General features: G+C 58.2%; 12 protein-coding genes and 1 tRNA gene. 12 read left to right on the top strand and 1 reads right to left on the bottom strand.

Going from position 1 to position 17256, the window contains the following annotated elements:
* The first annotated feature begins 621 nt into the window (after positions 1-621).
* The 9 genes from RNA01_RS21730 (at position 622) to rpoC (ending at position 13002) form a co-directional block, all read left to right on the top strand.
* A tRNA-Trp gene (locus RNA01_RS21730) sits at positions 622-697 on the top strand.
* 192 nt (positions 698-889) lie between these two features.
* Entirely contained in the window at positions 890-1090 is a 201-nt protein-coding gene (gene secE, locus RNA01_RS21735; protein ID WP_147182219.1) for a preprotein translocase subunit SecE, read from the top strand.
* A 15-nt stretch (positions 1091-1105) separates the two neighbouring features.
* Positions 1106-1636, top strand: a complete 531-nt coding sequence (gene nusG, locus RNA01_RS21740; RefSeq protein WP_147182220.1) for a transcription termination/antitermination protein NusG — start codon at positions 1106-1108, stop codon at positions 1634-1636.
* A 144-nt stretch (positions 1637-1780) separates the two neighbouring features.
* Positions 1781-2212, top strand: a complete 432-nt coding sequence (rplK, locus tag RNA01_RS21745) for a 50S ribosomal protein L11 (protein ID WP_147182221.1) — start codon at positions 1781-1783, stop codon at positions 2210-2212.
* A gap of 2 nt (positions 2213-2214) precedes the next feature.
* Complete coding sequence (rplA, locus tag RNA01_RS21750) at positions 2215-2913, top strand: 50S ribosomal protein L1 (protein ID WP_147182222.1); 699 nt, start codon at positions 2215-2217, stop codon at positions 2911-2913.
* A 332-nt stretch (positions 2914-3245) separates the two neighbouring features.
* A complete protein-coding gene (rplJ, locus tag RNA01_RS21755; RefSeq protein WP_147182223.1) occupies positions 3246-3764 on the top strand; it encodes a 50S ribosomal protein L10 in 519 nt (172 codons plus the stop codon).
* A 69-nt stretch (positions 3765-3833) separates the two neighbouring features.
* Positions 3834-4208 (top strand): 50S ribosomal protein L7/L12, encoded by a 375-nt coding sequence (gene rplL / locus RNA01_RS21760; protein WP_147182224.1) that lies wholly within the window; start codon positions 3834-3836, stop codon positions 4206-4208.
* A 256-nt stretch (positions 4209-4464) separates the two neighbouring features.
* Positions 4465-8601: a DNA-directed RNA polymerase subunit beta gene (rpoB, locus tag RNA01_RS21765; protein ID WP_147182225.1), complete on the top strand. Its 4137-nt coding sequence runs from the start codon at positions 4465-4467 to the stop codon at positions 8599-8601.
* A 186-nt stretch (positions 8602-8787) separates the two neighbouring features.
* The gene (rpoC, locus tag RNA01_RS21770) at positions 8788-13002 is read left to right on the top strand and encodes a DNA-directed RNA polymerase subunit beta' (protein ID WP_147182226.1); all 4215 of its coding nucleotides are present in this window, start codon (positions 8788-8790) and stop codon (positions 13000-13002) included.
* Between the two features lie 329 nt (positions 13003-13331).
* Here rpoC and RNA01_RS21775 read toward each other — a convergent pair whose 3' ends face one another.
* Positions 13332-13625 (bottom strand): transcriptional regulator, encoded by a 294-nt coding sequence (locus RNA01_RS21775; RefSeq protein WP_147182227.1) that lies wholly within the window; start codon positions 13623-13625, stop codon positions 13332-13334.
* 507 nt (positions 13626-14132) lie between these two features.
* On the opposite strand from RNA01_RS21775, the gene rpsL reads away from it, so the two are divergent.
* From rpsL to fusA, 3 genes are all read left to right on the top strand, one after another.
* On the top strand, positions 14133-14504 hold the full coding sequence (gene rpsL / locus RNA01_RS21780) for a 30S ribosomal protein S12 (protein WP_003507760.1): 372 nt from the start codon (positions 14133-14135) through the stop codon (positions 14502-14504).
* 75 nt (positions 14505-14579) lie between these two features.
* A complete protein-coding gene (rpsG, locus tag RNA01_RS21785; protein WP_147182228.1) occupies positions 14580-15050 on the top strand; it encodes a 30S ribosomal protein S7 in 471 nt (156 codons plus the stop codon).
* 34 nt (positions 15051-15084) lie between these two features.
* Complete coding sequence (fusA, locus tag RNA01_RS21790) at positions 15085-17184, top strand: elongation factor G (protein ID WP_147182229.1); 2100 nt, start codon at positions 15085-15087, stop codon at positions 17182-17184.
* Positions 17185-17256 lie beyond the last annotated feature (72 nt).

Here is a 17256-nt window from a genome sequence, read left to right on the forward strand (position 1 = left end):
AAGTCTTTTCCCGCAAGGGACCGAGGCAAGCCCCGCCGGTAACGGCGGGGCTTTTTCGTTTGATGCACATGGTCGATCATTCAGCCTCTCGACGAGGCGCGGTGTTGTTGGGAGAGGTCGATGTGGCCGAGTGGGCCGTGCTAGGGGAGATAGTGGTCGTTCGGTGAGGCGCTGGCGTGTCTTGCGGTCGATGCAGTTTGCTCTCCGGCGTTCACCTAGGGCGAATCGGGCCTGGCTTCGGCGGGGGGCAGCTGCTCTTACTGTGTCGGCGGCTGGTGTTGTTGCTATATAGATGGTCGGCAAGGCCGTCAGGCTTTGGAGGACTGAGCTTGGTGGGAGGCACGAAGGCGTGTTTCCTCGTTCGTCAAGGCTGGGGGAGGTTGGTTCCGTTCCCGCATGCCGTATTCAAGCCGGCATTTTGCCAGTCCGATTGCCTGTCTATTGAGGTGTTCCAAGGGCAAAACGCCGGCTCCGGCGCTGCCCACCGCCGGTAGGGCGGCAACCTTTGTGCGCTCTTTGAAAAAGCACGAAAAAGAGGCTTGCCATTTTCGTCGGACCACCTTAAACAGCGCCAAGCTCGCAAGTGAAGGTCAAGGATCAAAGCTTGTCGAGGCATGGCTTAGGGGTATAGCTCAGTTGGTAGAGCGGCGGTCTCCAAAACCGCAGGTCGTAGGTTCGAGCCCTGCTGCCCCTGCCAAGTCCGACGTTTCGGCGCAGACTATTGCGACGGCCACCTGATCGGGTGTCGGCTTGTTGAAGGCAAAAGTTACGAAAGGGTGGATTCTCTCTTGTGTAAAGAAGAATCGATCTTTATGTAGGGTTCAAACAGACACGCGGTGCGTGGGGCTGAAATCATCGGCTTTACGCGCCGTAAATGCGTGGGCATTAAATGGCATCCAAGACTAATCCATTCACGTTTCTGCAGCAGGTTCGCTCCGAGACGTCCAAGGTTACATGGCCATCGCGCCGCGAGACGATGATCTCGACGGCGATGGTGCTGTTCATGGTGTGCTTCGCCGCGCTGTTTTTCTTTTCGGCCGATCAGTTGATCGGCTGGCTGATCAGCTTCGTGCTGAATCTCGGTAAGTAATAGGCGGACACGAACATGGCTGCACGTTGGTATATCGTCCACGCTTATTCCAATTTTGAAAAGAAGGTTGCCGAGGATATTGAGCACAAGGCCAAGCAGAAGGGTCTCGACCATCTGTTTGAGCGGATCCTTGTCCCGACCGAGAAGGTTGTCGAGGTGCGTCGCGGCCGCAAGGTTGATGCTGAGCGTAAGTTCTTTCCTGGGTACGTGCTGGTGCGGGCAGACCTGACTGATGAGGCCTATCACCTGATCAAGAACACGCCGAAGGTGACGGGCTTCCTTGGCTCCGACAACAAGCCGGTGCCGATCCCTGATTTTGAAGCCGAGCGTATTCTCGGTCAGGTTCAGGAAGGTGTGGAGCGTCCGAAGTCTTCCGTATCGTTCGAGATCGGCGAGCAGGTTCGCGTCTCCGATGGTCCTTTTGCGTCCTTCAATGGTGTCGTTCAGGATGTCGATGAGGAGCGTTCGCGCCTCAAGGTCGAGGTTTCGATCTTTGGCCGCGCGACTCCGGTCGAACTGGAATACGGTCAGGTCGAAAAGGTCTGATCGAACGGGAGGGAACTCCCAAAGCGCGTGGGAGGATGGGTGGCCTGAAGCCGGGTCGTTCAGACGCACCACGCAACCGCAGCCGCCGGAGTAATCCGGCACATCTGGGTCGGGCAACCGATCCTCATCGAAAGGCAGAGAGATATGGCTAAGAAAGTTGCAGGCCAGCTCAAGCTTCAGGTCAAGGCAGGATCGGCAAACCCGTCCCCGCCGATTGGTCCGGCGCTTGGTCAGCGTGGCATTAATATTATGGAATTCTGCAAGGCGTTCAATGCCGCCACGCAGGAGATGGAAAAAGGCATGCCGATCCCGGTCGTCATCACCTATTACCAGGATAAGTCCTTCACCTTCGCAATGAAGCAGCCGCCGGTTACCTACTGGCTGAAGAAGGAAGCCAAGATCACCTCCGGTTCCAAGACTCCGGGCAAGGGTGCGAAGGTCGGAACCATCACCAAGGCTCAGGTCCGTACGATCGCCGAAGGCAAGATGAAGGACCTCAACGCAGCCGACATCGAAGGCGCAATGGCGATGGTTGAGGGTTCTGCCCGCTCCATGGGCCTGGAAGTGGTAGGTTGATCATGGCTAAGCTCGCAAAGCGCATGCAGAAGATCCGCGAAGGCGTTGACCCGACGAAGCTCGTTGCTCTGTCGGACGCCATCGCAATGGTCAAGGAACGTGCCGTCGCCAAGTTCGACGAAACCGTTGAAATCGCGATGAACCTCGGTGTTGATCCGCGTCACGCCGACCAGATGGTTCGCGGCGTCGTCAATCTGCCGAATGGTACCGGCCGTGACGTTCGCGTCGCTGTCTTCGCTCGTGGCGCCAAGGCTGATGAAGCCAAGGCCGCTGGTGCGGATATCGTCGGCGCTGAAGACCTGCTGGAAATCGTTCAGGGCGGCAAGATCGACTTCGATCGCTGCATCGCCACTCCGGACATGATGCCGCTCGTCGGTCGTCTCGGCAAGGTTCTCGGTCCGCGTGGCATGATGCCGAACCCGAAGGTCGGTACCGTGACTATGGACGTCACGGGCGCCGTCAAGGCTTCCAAGGGTGGTGCTGTCGAGTTCCGCGTCGAGAAGGCTGGTATCATCCACGCCGGCATCGGCAAGGCTTCCTTCGATGCCAAGGCTCTTGAAGAGAATATCAAGGCTTTCGCCGATGCGGTCGTCAAGGCCAAGCCGGCTGGCGCCAAGGGCAACTACGTTAAGCGCGTTGCCATCTCGTCGACCATGGGCCCGGGTGTGAAGATCGATCCGGCGACCGTCACGGCTGCTTAAGAATTCTCCGGGGTCTAGGCCCCGGAAATACTGATTTCCGGCTCCTCGGAGTCGGAAATTTCCGGGGCGACCCGGAACTCCTGTCCGAGATTGTGGGTGGCCTGAGGGCCTTAATTTTACCTGCATGAGACGGGGTAAGACCCGATATTTAAACGCCTGTAGGCGTCTTGAAGTTCGGTTCGAGCCTTATTCGCCTTGTGCCTGGCCTAGCCAGTGCGAGGGGACAGGATCCTCAAGCGCCGCTTGGGATCTGATGTATTTGGATCCCCTGAGGCAAAAGGCAAACCCGGTGGGGCCTGCAGGATTGCGGTCCCATCAACTGGAGACAGACAGTGGAAAGAGCGGAAAAACGCGAATTCGTCACAGAACTGAACGAAGTCTTCAAGGCTTCCGGTTCGGTTGTTGTGGCCCACTATGCTGGTGTCACGGTTGCGCAAATGAACGACTTCCGTTCGAAAATGCGCGCTGCTGGCGGCACCGTCAAAGTCGCGAAGAACCGCCTGGCCAAGATCGCTCTTCAGGGCACGGAGTCGGAAGGGATGACTAATCTCTTCAAGGGCCAGACGCTGATTGCATACAGCGCCGACCCGATTACGGCTCCCAAGGTCGTCATGGAATTCGCCAAGACCAACGACAAGCTCGTTGTGCTGGGCGGTGCCATGGGGACAACCACGCTCTCCGCTGATGCAGTCAAGTCGCTTGCGACCCTGCCTTCGCTGGACGAGCTGCGTGCGAAGCTGCTGGGCCTTCTCAATGCCCCGGCTACTCGTATCGCTACGGTTGTTGCAGCGCCTGCAAGTCAGCTTGCTCGCGTGTTTGCTGCCTATGCCAAGAAGGACGAAGCCGCGTAAGGCGGTTTTTCGCTGTTCATACCCTAAACAAGTTCGTTTCGAACCGAACATCTATAAGGAACTAGTAAAATGGCTGATCTCGCAAAGATCGTTGAAGACCTCTCCTCGCTGACCGTTCTGGAAGCTGCTGAGCTTTCCAAGATGCTCGAAGAAAAGTGGGGCGTTTCCGCCGCTGCTCCGGTAGCCGTTGCTGCTGCTGGTGGCGCCGCTCCGGCTGCTGCTGAAGAAGAAAAGACCGAATTTGACGTTATCCTCGTTGACGCTGGCGCCAACAAGATCAACGTCATCAAGGAAGTCCGCGGCATCACCGGTCTCGGCCTCAAGGAAGCTAAGGATCTCGTCGAAGGCGCTCCGAAGGCTGTCAAGGAAGCTGTTTCCAAGGCTGAAGCTGCTGACCTCAAGAAGAAGCTTGAAGACGCTGGCGCCAAGGTCGACGTCAAGTAATACCGGAATAGCGTTTGGGGGATGGCGTTCGCCATCTCCCATTCGTCCTTCCATCTGGAACAAATTACCCAAAAGCCCGTGAAACGGCTTTTGGGTAATGGGTTCTCAAGAGGATGGTCCTGAACCGAAGCGACCGGCGATCCGGCCGGCGACTTTGGAACCAGGACGAGATTGAACGATCCATTGATTGACGGAACCGCCTGGCCAGCGGTTTCCGTCTGTTGCAGGCCCGGATGCAAATTGACAAGGAGCGACGATGGCTCAGACCCTTTCCTTTAATGGTCGCAGGCGCGTACGCAAGTTTTTTGGAAAAATTCCAGAAGTCGCGGAAATGCCGAACCTCATCGAGGTTCAGAAGGCTTCCTATGATCAGTTCCTCATGGTTGACGAGCCCGAAGGTGGCCGTCCCGATGAGGGACTTAATGCTGTTTTCAGATCGGTCTTCCCGATCACCGATTTCTCTGGCGCATCGATGCTCGAATTCGTCTCCTACGAATTCGAGCAGCCGAAGTTTGACGTTGACGAATGCCGTCAGCGCGACCTAACCTATGCTGCGCCTTTGAAGGTGACGCTGCGTCTCATCGTGTTCGATATCGACGAGGATACGGGCGCGAAGTCGATCAAGGACATCAAGGAACAGTCGGTCTACATGGGTGACATGCCCCTGATGACCAACAACGGTACCTTCATCGTCAACGGTACCGAGCGCGTTATCGTCTCGCAGATGCACCGGTCTCCCGGCGTATTCTTTGACCATGACAAGGGCAAGAGCCATTCCTCCGGCAAGCTGCTGTTTGCGGCTCGCGTCATTCCCTATCGCGGTTCCTGGCTCGACATCGAATTCGACGCCAAGGACATCGTCCATGCCCGCATCGACCGTCGCCGCAAGATCCCGGTAACGTCGCTGCTGATGGCCCTCGGCATGGACGGCGAGGAAATCCTCTCGACCTTCTACACCAAGTCGACCTACCTGCGTGACGGTCAGGGCTGGCGCATTCCCTTCGTGCCGGAAACGCTGAAGGGCGCCAAGACCATTTCCGACATGATCGACGCCGACACCGGCGAAGTCGTTGTCGAGGGTGGCAAGAAGTTGACCCCGCGTTTGCTGCGTCAACTGCAGGACAAGGGCCTCAAGGCTCTTAAGGCGACCGACGAGGACCTCTACGGCAATTATCTCGCCGAGGACATGGTCAACATGGCCACCGGTGAGATCTATCTCGAAGCCGGTGACGAAATTGACGAGAAGACCCTGCCGCAGATCCTCGAGTCTGGCTTTGGTGAAATCCCGGTTCTCGGCATCGATCACATCAATATCGGCGCCTATATCCGCAATACGCTCGCCGCCGACAAGAACGAGAACCGTCAGGACGCCCTGTTCGACATCTACCGCGTCATGCGTCCGGGTGAACCGCCGACCATGGAATCGGCCGAAGCGATGTTCAACTCGCTGTTCTTCGATTCCGAACGCTATGACCTTTCGGCCGTCGGTCGCGTCAAGATGAACATGCGTCTCGATCTGGATTGCCCGGATACGGTTCGTGTTCTGCGCAAGGAAGACATCTTGGCCGTGGTCAAGATGCTTGTCGAACTGCGCGACGGCAAGGGCGAGATCGACGACATCGACAACCTCGGCAACCGTCGTGTACGCTCGGTCGGCGAACTGATGGAAAACCAGTATCGCCTCGGCCTGCTGCGTATGGAGCGTGCGATCAAGGAACGCATGTCGTCGATCGAGATCGACACCGTCATGCCGCAGGACCTGATCAACGCCAAGCCGGCAGCCGCCGCCGTTCGCGAATTCTTCGGCTCCTCGCAGCTGTCGCAGTTCATGGACCAAGTGAACCCGCTTTCGGAAATCACCCACAAGCGTCGTCTTTCGGCACTTGGCCCGGGTGGTCTGACCCGCGAGCGCGCCGGCTTCGAAGTCCGCGACGTTCACCCGACCCACTACGGTCGTATCTGCCCGATCGAAACGCCGGAAGGCCCGAACATCGGTCTGATCAACTCGCTCGCCACTTTTGCCCGCGTCAACAAGTACGGTTTCATCGAAAGCCCGTACCGCAAGATCATTGACGGCAAGGTGACGAAGGACGTCGTCTATCTTTCGGCAATGGAAGAAGCGAAGTACTATGTCGCGCAGGCCAATTCCGAGCTTACCCCGGATGGTTCGTTTGTCGAAGAGTTCGTCGTTTGCCGTCATGCCGGCGAAGTCATGCTCTCGCCGCGCGACACCATCAACCTGATGGACGTTTCGCCGAAGCAGCTTGTTTCTGTCGCTGCGGCCCTTATTCCGTTCCTGGAAAACGACGACGCCAACCGCGCTCTCATGGGCTCGAACATGCAGCGTCAGGCCGTACCGCTGGTGCGTGCCGAAGCGCCGTTCGTCGGCACCGGCATGGAGCCGATCGTTGCGCGTGACTCCGGCGCCGCCATCGCCGCACGCCGCGGCGGTGTCGTCGACCAGGTCGACGCGACACGTATCGTTATTCGTGCCACGGAAGATCTCGAATCCGGCCGGTCGGGCGTCGACATCTATCGCCTGCAGAAGTTCCAGCGTTCGAACCAGAACACCTGCGTCAACCAGCGTCCGCTGGTCACTGTCGGTGACGTTCTGAACAAGGGCGATATCATTGCGGACGGTCCGTCGACCGACCTCGGCGATCTGGCTCTCGGCCGTAACGCGCTCGTCGCGTTCATGCCGTGGAACGGCTACAATTACGAAGACTCGATCCTGATGTCGGAACGCATCGTCGCTGACGACGTGTTCACGTCCATCCATATCGAGGAATTCGAAGTGATGGCCCGCGATACCAAGCTTGGTCCGGAAGAAATCACCCGCGACATTCCGAACGTTTCGGAAGAAGCGCTGAAGAACCTCGACGAAGCCGGTATTGTCTATATCGGTGCGGAAGTGGCTCCGGGCGACATTCTCGTCGGCAAGATCACGCCGAAGGGTGAAAGCCCGATGACGCCGGAAGAAAAGCTTCTGCGTGCCATTTTCGGCGAAAAGGCCTCCGACGTGCGCGACACCTCGATGCGCATGCCGCCGGGTACTTTCGGTACGATCGTCGAAGTGCGCGTGTTCAACCGTCACGGCGTCGAAAAGGACGAGCGTGCGATGGCCATCGAGCGCGAGGAAATCGAGCGCTTGGCCAAGGACCGCGATGACGAACAGGCGATCCTCGACCGCAACGTATACGGCCGTCTGATCGACATGCTGCGTGGTCAGGTGTCGGTCGCTGGTCCGAAGGGCTTCAAGAAGGGCGTCGAACTGTCGAACGCTATCGTTTCGGAGTACCCGCGTTCGCAATGGTGGATGTTTGCCGTTGAGGACGAAAAGATCCAGGGCGAAATCGAAGCTCTGCGTGGTCAGTACGACGAGTCGAAGTCGCTGCTCGAGCATCGCTTCATGGACAAAGTTGAAAAGGTCCAGCGCGGCGACGAAATGCCTCCGGGCGTGATGAAGATGGTCAAGGTCTTCGTCGCTGTGAAGCGCAAGATCCAGCCAGGCGACAAGATGGCCGGCCGTCACGGCAACAAGGGTGTCGTGTCGCGCATCGTGCCGGTGGAAGATATGCCGTTCCTGGCAGACGGCACCCATGTCGACATCTGCTTGAACCCGCTGGGCGTGCCGTCGCGCATGAACGTCGGTCAGATCCTCGAGACCCATCTGGCCTGGGCTTGCGCCGGCATGGGTAAGAAGATCGGTGATATGCTCGAAGCCTATCACAAGTCGCTCGACATTACCGAGTTGCGCACTGAGCTTACCGACATCTATGCGAGTGAATCGCATGACGAGGTGAAGCGCTTCGACGACGAGTCTCTCGTTCGTCTGGCCGAGGAAGCCAAGCGCGGCGTATCGATCGCAACGCCGGTCTTCGACGGTGCGCACGAGCCTGACGTGGCAGCGATGCTGACACGCGCCGGTCTGGATCCGTCTGGTCAGTCCGTTCTCTATGACGGGCGTACAGGCGAGCAGTTCGACCGCAAGGTGACTGTGGGCTACATGTACATGATCAAGCTGAACCACTTGGTTGATGACAAGATCCACGCCCGCTCGATCGGTCCATACTCGCTTGTCACGCAGCAGCCGTTGGGCGGCAAGGCGCAGTTCGGCGGTCAGCGCTTCGGGGAAATGGAAGTCTGGGCGCTCGAAGCCTACGGCGCCGCCTACACCCTGCAGGAAATGCTGACGGTGAAGTCGGACGACGTGGCTGGCCGTACCAAGGTCTACGAAGCGATCGTCCGCGGCGACGACACCTTCGAGGCTGGTATTCCGGAGAGCTTCAACGTTCTCGTCAAGGAAATGCGGTCACTGGGTCTCAGCGTCGAGCTGGAAAACTCGAAGGTCGACGAAGCGGCAGCAGGCCAGCTGCCGGACGCGGCAGAGTAGCAAGTTGACAAGGGCGTGCGAGGGCTTCCCCGCACGCCATTCCCGCCTTGATCCGGTTGGGCCGGGGCAGGGAAGTTTTGCCGCATTTCGCGGTTATTGTCATTTAAGGGTTCGGTTCGGCATCCCGGGAATTTGCCGGCACCGCGACCCGTCTGAGGGCTCTTTTGCCCCATCAAGGAGACAGGCATGAACCAAGAGGTCATGAACCTTTTCAACCCGTCGGTACCGGCGCAGCATTTCGATTCCATCCGGATTTCGATTGCCAGCCCGGAAAAGATTCTTTCGTGGTCGTACGGCGAGATCAAGAAGCCGGAAACGATCAACTATCGTACGTTCAAGCCGGAACGTGACGGTCTTTTCTGCGCGCGCATCTTTGGACCGATCAAGGACTACGAGTGCCTGTGCGGCAAGTACAAGCGCATGAAGTACAAGGGCATCATCTGCGAAAAGTGCGGCGTTGAAGTCACGCTGTCGCGCGTTCGTCGTGAGCGTATGGGCCATATCGAGCTCGCCGCTCCGGTTGCCCATATCTGGTTCCTGAAGTCTCTGCCGTCGCGCATCTCGACCCTGCTCGACATGACTCTGAAGGATGTCGAGCGCGTTCTGTACTTCGAGAACTACATCGTCACCGAACCGGGCCTGACCGCCCTGAAGGAGCATCAGCTCCTTTCGGAAGAAGAATACATGCTGGCCGTGGATGAATATGGTGAAGACCAGTTCACCGCGATGATCGGCGCTGAGGCGATCTATGAGATGCTCGCCTCGATGAACCTCGAGAAGATCGCTGGCGATCTGCGTGCTGAACTGGCTGAGACCACCTCGGATCTCAAGCAGAAGAAGCTGATGAAGCGCCTGAAGATCGTCGAGAACTTCATGGAATCCGGCAACCGTCCGGAATGGATGATCATGAAGGTCGTTCCGGTGATCCCGCCGGACCTGCGTCCGCTCGTTCCGCTCGATGGCGGTCGTTTCGCGACGTCGGACCTCAACGATCTCTATCGCCGTGTCATCAACCGTAACAACCGTCTGAAGCGCCTGATCGAGCTTCGTGCGCCTGGCATCATCATCCGTAACGAAAAGCGCATGCTGCAGGAATCTGTGGACGCGCTGTTCGACAACGGCCGCCGTGGCCGTGTCATCACCGGCGCCAACAAGCGCCCGCTGAAGTCGCTCTCCGACATGCTCAAGGGCAAGCAGGGCCGCTTCCGCCAGAACCTGCTCGGCAAGCGCGTCGACTATTCCGGCCGTTCGGTTATCGTGACAGGTCCGGAACTGAAGCTGCACCAGTGCGGTCTTCCGAAGAAGATGGCGCTCGAACTGTTCAAGCCGTTCATCTACGCCCGTCTTGACGCCAAGGGTTACTCCTCGACCGTGAAGCAGGCCAAGAAGCTGGTTGAAAAGGAAAAGCCGGAAGTCTGGGACATCTTGGACGAGGTCATCCGCGAGCATCCGGTGCTGCTGAACCGCGCGCCGACGCTCCACCGTCTGGGCATCCAGGCCTTCGAACCCACCCTGGTCGAAGGCAAGGCGATCCAGCTGCACCCACTCGTCTGCACCGCGTTTAACGCCGACTTCGACGGCGACCAGATGGCCGTTCACGTGCCGCTCTCGCTGGAAGCCCAGCTGGAAGCCCGCGTGCTGATGATGTCGACCAACAACATCCTGCATCCGGCAAACGGCGCGCCGATCATCGTTCCGTCGCAGGACATGGTTCTCGGCCTGTACTATCTGTCGATCCAGAACCAGAACGAACCTGGCGAAGGCATGGTCTTCTCCGACATGGGCGAGCTGCAGCACGCCCTTGAAAACAAGGTCGTCACCCTGCACTCGAAGATCAAGGGCCGCTTCAAGACCGTTGACGCCGAAGGCAAGCCAGTCTCGAAGATATTTGAGACGACACCTGGCCGCATGATCATCGGCGAGCTTCTGCCGAAGAACGTCAACGTGCCGTTCGACATCTGCAACCAGGAAATGACCAAGAAGAACATCTCAAAGATGATCGACACGGTCTACCGTCACTGCGGCCAGAAGGACACGGTCATCTTCTGTGACCGGATCATGAGCCTCGGCTTCGCCCATGCTTGCCGCGCTGGCATTTCGTTCGGCAAGGATGACATGGTCATTCCGGACTCGAAGGTTAAGATCGTTGGTGATACCGAAGCCTTGGTCAAGGAATACGAGCAGCAGTACAACGATGGTCTGATCACTCAAGGTGAGAAGTACAACAAGGTCGTTGACGCATGGGGCAAGGCAACTGAAAAGGTTGCTGAAGACATGATGGCCCGCATTAAGGCTGTCGAGTTCGATCCGGAAACCGGTCGTCAGAAGCCGATGAACGCGATTTACATGATGTCGCATTCTGGTGCTCGTGGTTCACCGAACCAGATGCGTCAGCTGGGTGGCATGCGCGGCCTGATGGCTAAGCCGTCGGGTGAAATCATCGAGACGCCGATCATTTCGAACTTCAAGGAAGGCCTGACCGTTAACGAGTACTTCAACTCGACCCACGGTGCCCGTAAGGGTCTTGCAGACACCGCCTTGAAGACGGCTAACTCCGGTTACCTGACCCGTCGTCTGGTTGACGTCGCGCAGGATTGCATTGTCAATCTCGTCGATTGCGGCACCGACAAGGGCCTGACCATGACGGCGATCGTGGATGCCGGTCAGGTCGTTGCTTCGATCGGCGCGCGCGTTCTGGGACGTACGGCTCTGGACGATATTGATCATCCGGTCACCGGCGAACGCATCGTCGATGCCGGCCGCATGATCCTTGAACCGGATGTCATCGAGATCGAAAAGGCTGGCATTCAGTCGATCCGTATCCGTTCGGCGCTGACCTGCGAAGTTCAGACCGGCGTATGTTCGATCTGCTACGGCCGAGATCTGGCCCGCGGTACTCCGGTCAACATGGGCGAAGCAGTTGGTGTTATCGCTGCCCAGTCCATCGGTGAGCCTGGTACCCAGTTGACCATGCGTACGTTCCACTTGGGTGGTACGGCTAACGTGGTCGACCAGTCGTTCCTGGAAGCTTCGTATGAAGGCACGGTTCAGATCAAGAACCGCAATATGCTGCGCAATTCCGAAGGCAACCTCATTGCCATGGGGCGCAGCATGGCCGTCATGCTTCTTGACGAACGCGGCGTCGAGCGCTCCTCGCAGCGCGTGGCCTATGGTTCGAAGGTCTTTGTGGACGATGGCGACAAGGTCAAGCGCGGTCAGCGTCTCGCCGAGTGGGATCCCTATACCCGCCCGATGATGACGGAAGTCGAAGGCATCGTGCATTTCGAGGACGTCATCGACGGTCTCTCGGTGCTCGAAGCGACTGACGAATCGACCGGTATCACCAAGCGTCAGGTCATTGACTGGCGTTCGACGCCGCGTGGTTCGGACCTCAAGCCGGCGATCGTCATCAAGGACGCCTCCGGCAATGTCGCAAAGCTGTCGCGTGGCGGCGAGGCCCGTTTCCAACTGTCGGTCGACGCGATCCTGTCAGTCGAGCCGGGACAGCGGGTGAGCCAGGGTGACGTTCTGGCCCGTTCGCCACTCGAAAGCGCCAAGACCAAGGACATCACCGGTGGTCTGCCACGCGTTGCCGAATTGTTCGAAGCCCGTCGTCCGAAGGATCATGCCATCATCGCTGAGATCGATGGTACGATCCGCCTTGGCCGCGACTACAAGAACAAGCGTCGGGTCATCATCGAGCCGGCGGAAGACGGTATCGAACCGGTCGAATACCTGATCCCGAAGGGCAAGCCCTTCCATCTTCAGGATGGCGACTACATCGAAAAGGGTGACTACATCCTCGACGGCAACCCGGCGCCGCACGACATCCTGGCGATCAAGGGCGTCGAAGCTCTGGCTTCGTACCTGGTCAACGAAATCCAGGAAGTCTATCGATTGCAGGGCGTTGTGATCAACGACAAGCACATTGAGGTGATCGTTCGCCAGATGCTGCAGAAGGTCGAGATCACCGATTCGGGCGACAGCCAGTATATCGTCGGCGACAATGTCGACCGGATCGAGCTGGACGAAGTCAACGAGCGTCTGGTCGAAGAGGGCAAGAAGCCTGCTTATGGCGATCCGGTTCTGCTCGGCATCACCAAGGCGTCGCTGCAGACCCCGTCGTTCATCTCGGCCGCATCCTTCCAGGAAACCACCAAGGTTCTCACGGAAGCTGCGATCGCCGGCAAGACCGACACGCTGCAGGGCCTCAAGGAGAACGTCATCGTCGGCCGACTCATCCCGGCCGGTACGGGCGGCACCATGACGCAGATCCGCCGCATCGCGTCCTCGCGCGACGAACTCATCCTTGAGGAACGTCGCAAGGGCACAGGGGCCGATCTGGCTACCCCGATGCTGCAGGATCTGGCTTCGGCGGAGAATGCTCCGGTCGCTGAATAAACGCTGGAGGCAGGGTTCGATTGTGTCGAACCTTCGCTTTGACAATTGCAAGGCGCCCGGAACTTCCGGGCGCCTTTTTCTGTTGGACCTGACAGAAACCGGTCGTAGGTAAACTCGCTGGGAGCGAAGGGGCTTTCGGTCAATCCGGAGCAGTCGGATCTTGTGGGCGAGGGCGCTCGCAATTTTCAAACCGCTAACGTCTAAGCCTCGGCGAAGCGGCGGCGTCCAGACCAGGCGGGTGCCAGACTTCAAGCACAATGCAAAGAGCCGCCCGGGATTACCGGGCGGCTCTGAATTCTCTTGGCAATGGCAACCGCTCCGGCGGTCGGTCAGTTGAAGCGGATGATCGCCACTTCGCCCTCAAGCGCACCCTGATAGGCGGAGGCATGTGGTTCCTCGTCCGGCGCGCCGGTGATCATGCCGATCTGATCCAGGTCGGCTTCGAGAAATCCCTCTTCGGACAGCGCGTTCAGCGCCAGTCGTACCGCGGTATCATCATCCGGTGCGGTGAGCATGACATGCAGGTCTATGCCCTCTCCGCCTTCGACCTCGTAGGCCTTGGCGATGATGATGAACACCATCGGTTCATCGATGTTATTGTCGTTATCAGGGCTGGAGATCATGTCCCGGTCTTCTTCTGATGGTGTTGTGTGATTCCCGGCTGTTGCGATTCTTTCTCGCCGGGGAGGGGAGTTGACCGCCCCCGCAGCATTATCTAGGGCGTTGACCGATAAATCCCAAACCATTTCGTCGATGATGTCCGCCTTTTGCGCCGAATACCCTCGAAAGCCCTGCCGCTTCGGGCGTTCGGGCCAATAATTTGCGATAGAGACTTGACGACTACGGGTGAAAACAGTAGTACGCCCCCCATCGGAGCCTATGTGAGGCTAGGCTTTTCGGAACGACTTGTTCTGGAGTTCGCCTCAAACAGGGTTCTTTTCGCACGTTGACGACACGAATGCTGCACGCAAGACGCACTCAAACGTGTGTCCTCTGCCTTTTGTGGTCCATCCGCGATAAGCGGGTCGGGCCACATTTTGCGCATGAAGAAATCGTGTGATGACTGCCGGCGACGGTTTAACCGGGGTCCGAAAGGGCCTTAGAGACAAGAATTTGCAAGGGATGGTTATATGCCTACCGTAAACCAGCTGATCCGTAAGCCGCGTCAGGCACAGGTAAAGCGCAATAAGGTTCCTGCTCTGCAGGAAAACCCGCAGAAGCGTGGCGTTTGCACCCGCGTTTATACGACGACCCCGAAGAAGCCTAACTCGGCTCTGCGTAAGGTTGCCAAGATCCGCCTCACCAATGGCTTTGAAGTTATTGGCTACATTCCGGGCGAGGGGCATAACCTGCAGGAGCACTCCGTCGTCATGATCCGTGGTGGTCGTGTAAAGGACTTGCCGGGCGTTCGTTACCATATCATTCGCGGCGTTCTCGATACCCAGGGTGTCAAGAACCGCAAGCAGCGCCGTTCCAAGTACGGTGCGAAGCGTCCGAAGTAATTCGGTTTCATTTTTTTGGCGCTGCGCGAGGTTCTCCGCGTGGTTAAGCGTCCTAACAGTTGAGAGACAAAAAATATGTCCCGTCGCCATAGTGCAGAAAAGCGCGAGATCAATCCGGACCCGAAGTTCGGCGATCTGGTGGTCACCAAGTTCATGAACGCTATCATGCTTCACGGCAAGAAATCGGTCGCTGAAAGCATCGTTTACGGTGCGTTCGATGCCGTTGAGGGTAAGCTGAAGCAGGAGCCGCTTGCGGTCTTCCATCAGGCGCTCGAAAATGTCGCGCCGCATGTCGAAGTACGCTCCCGCCGTGTTGGTGGTGCGACCTATCAGGTCCCGGTCGATGTTCGCCCGGAGCGTCGTCAGGCTCTCGCTATTCGCTGGCTGATCATCGCTGCTCGCAAGCGCAACGAGACGACCATGGTTGACCGCCTGTGCGGTGAGCTTATGGATGCTGCAAACAATCGCGGCAGCGCCGTCAAGAAGCGTGAAGACACGCACAAGATGGCTGATGCCAACCGTGCGTTCTCGCATTACCGCTGGTAATCTGAACCGATCGAATATTGAAAGGCAGTCCGTTATGGCTCGCGAATATAAAATCGAAGACTACCGCAATTTTGGTATCATGGCGCACATTGACGCCGGCAAGACCACGACCACCGAGCGGATTCTCTACTACACCGGCAAGTCGCACAAGATTGGCGAAGTGCATGACGGTGCTGCCACCATGGACTGGATGGAGCAGGAGCAGGAGCGCGGTATCACCATCACCTCCGCTGCGACCACGACCTACTGGAAGGGCCGCGACGGCAAGACCCGCCGCTTCAACATCATCGACACCCCCGGCCACGTTGACTTCACCATTGAAGTCGAGCGCTCGCTGCGTGTTCTCGATGGTGCGATCGCTCTGCTCGACGCCAACGCCGGTGTTGAGCCGCAGACGGAAACCGTCTGGCGTCAGGCAGAGAAGTACAACGTTCCGCGGATGATCTTCTGCAACAAGATGGACAAGACCGGCGCGGACTTCTACCGCTCCGTCGAGATGATCAAGACCCGTCTGGGTGCAACTGCGGTCGTCATGCAGCTGCCCATCGGCGCAGAAAGCGACTTCAAGGGTGTGGTCGATCTGATCGAGATGAACGCTCTCGTCTGGCGCGACGAATCGCTCGGCGCCCAGTGGGATGTCGTCGAAATCCCGGCCGATCTGAAGGACAAGGCTGACGAATATCGTGAAAAGCTGATTGAGACTGTTGTCGAGATCGACGAAGAAGCGATGGAAGCCTATCTGAACGGGGACATGCCGGACAACGACAAGATCCGCGAACTCGTTCGTCGTGGTACGATCGACGTCAAGTTCCATCCGATGTTCTGCGGCACCGCCTTCAAGAATAAGGGTGTTCAGCCTTTGCTCGACGCCGTTGTCGACTACCTGCCTTCGCCGCTGGATATTCCGGCTATCAAGGGTATCGACGTCAAGACCGAAGCTGAGATCGAGCGCCACGCCGACGACAGCGAACCGCTTGCTATGCTTGCTTTCAAGATCATGAATGACCCCTTCGTCGGTTCTCTGACCTTCACCCGTATCTATTCGGGCAAGCTCGAAAAGGGCATCTCGGTCATGAACACGGTCAAGGACAAGCGCGAGCGCGTCGGCCGTATGCTGCAGATGCACTCCAACAGCCGTGAAGACATCGAAGAAGCCTTTGCGGGCGACATCGTTGCTCTGGCCGGCCTGAAGGAAACGACGACTGGCGACACGCTCTGCGATCCGCTGAAGCCGGTTATCCTGGAGCGCATGGAATTCCCCGAGCCGGTCATTCAGATCGCCATCGAGCCGAAGTCCAAGGGCGACCAGGAAAAGATGGGCCTCGCGCTCAACCGTCTGGCCGCTGAGGACCCGTCCTTCCGCGTCAAGACCGACCAGGAATCCGGGCAGACCATCATTGCCGGTATGGGCGAGCTGCATCTCGACATTCTCGTCGACCGCATGCGTCGCGAGTTCAAGGTCGAAGCCAACGTCGGCGCTCCGCAGGTTGCGTACCGCGAAACCATCACGCGTCAGCACGAAGAAGACTACACCCACAAGAAGCAGTCTGGTGGTACCGGTCAGTTCGCGCGCGTCAAGATCATCTTCGAGCCGAACCCGGAAGGCGACGACTTCAAGTTCGAATCCAAGATCGTTGGTGGTGCTGTTCCGCGGGAATACATCCCGGGCGTTCAGAAGGGTATCGAGAGCGTGCTGTCGTCCGGTCCGCTCGCCGGCTTCCCGATGCTGGGCGTCAAGGCTACCCTCATCGACGGTGCTTTCCACGACGTCGACTCGTCGGTCCTGGCCTTCGAAATCGCCTCGCGTGCTTGCTTCCGTGAAGCTGCCAAGAAGGCTGGCGCACAGCTTCTCGAGCCGATGATGAAGGTCGAGGTTGTAACCCCGGAAGACTACGTCGGCGACGTCATCGGCGACCTGAACTCCCGCCGTGGCCAGATCCAGGGCCAGGAAAGCCGTGGTATCGCCGTTGTCATCAACGCGCATGTGCCGCTGGCCAACATGTTCAAGTACGTCGACAACCTGCGCTCCATGTCGCAGGGCCGTGCACAGTACTCGATGGTGTTCGACCATTATGCACCGGTGCCGAGCAACGTTGCCGCTGAAATTCAGGCGAAGTATTCCGGTCAGAAGTGACCGGAATACATCAAGTCCTCAACAGATAAACGGATTTCTCCCCTATGTGGGAGATGACAGAACGGAGAGCCG

The organism is Paenirhizobium naphthalenivorans (assembly GCF_007992095.1).
GTDB lineage: Bacteria > Pseudomonadota > Alphaproteobacteria > Rhizobiales > Rhizobiaceae > Allorhizobium > Allorhizobium naphthalenivorans.

What these genes read in the sequence shown, in the direction of transcription:
- secE (WP_147182219.1), top strand. Translation starts at nt 890, where the DNA reads ATGGCATCCAAGACTAATCCATTCACGTTTCTGCAGCAGGTTCGCTCC.
- nusG (WP_147182220.1), top strand. Translation starts at nt 1,106, where the DNA reads ATGGCTGCACGTTGGTATATCGTCCACGCTTATTCCAATTTTGAAAAG.
- rplK (WP_147182221.1), top strand. Translation starts at nt 1,781, where the DNA reads ATGGCTAAGAAAGTTGCAGGCCAGCTCAAGCTTCAGGTCAAGGCAGGA.
- rplA (WP_147182222.1), top strand. Translation starts at nt 2,215, where the DNA reads ATGGCTAAGCTCGCAAAGCGCATGCAGAAGATCCGCGAAGGCGTTGAC.
- rplL (WP_147182224.1), top strand. Translation starts at nt 3,834, where the DNA reads ATGGCTGATCTCGCAAAGATCGTTGAAGACCTCTCCTCGCTGACCGTT.
- rpoB (WP_147182225.1), top strand. Translation starts at nt 4,465, where the DNA reads ATGGCTCAGACCCTTTCCTTTAATGGTCGCAGGCGCGTACGCAAGTTT.
- rpoC (WP_147182226.1), top strand. Translation starts at nt 8,788, where the DNA reads ATGAACCAAGAGGTCATGAACCTTTTCAACCCGTCGGTACCGGCGCAG.
- RNA01_RS21775 (WP_147182227.1), bottom strand. Translation starts at nt 13,625, where the DNA reads ATGATCTCCAGCCCTGATAACGACAATAACATCGATGAACCGATGGTG.
- rpsL (WP_003507760.1), top strand. Translation starts at nt 14,133, where the DNA reads ATGCCTACCGTAAACCAGCTGATCCGTAAGCCGCGTCAGGCACAGGTA.
- rpsG (WP_147182228.1), top strand. Translation starts at nt 14,580, where the DNA reads ATGTCCCGTCGCCATAGTGCAGAAAAGCGCGAGATCAATCCGGACCCG.
- fusA (WP_147182229.1), top strand. Translation starts at nt 15,085, where the DNA reads ATGGCTCGCGAATATAAAATCGAAGACTACCGCAATTTTGGTATCATG.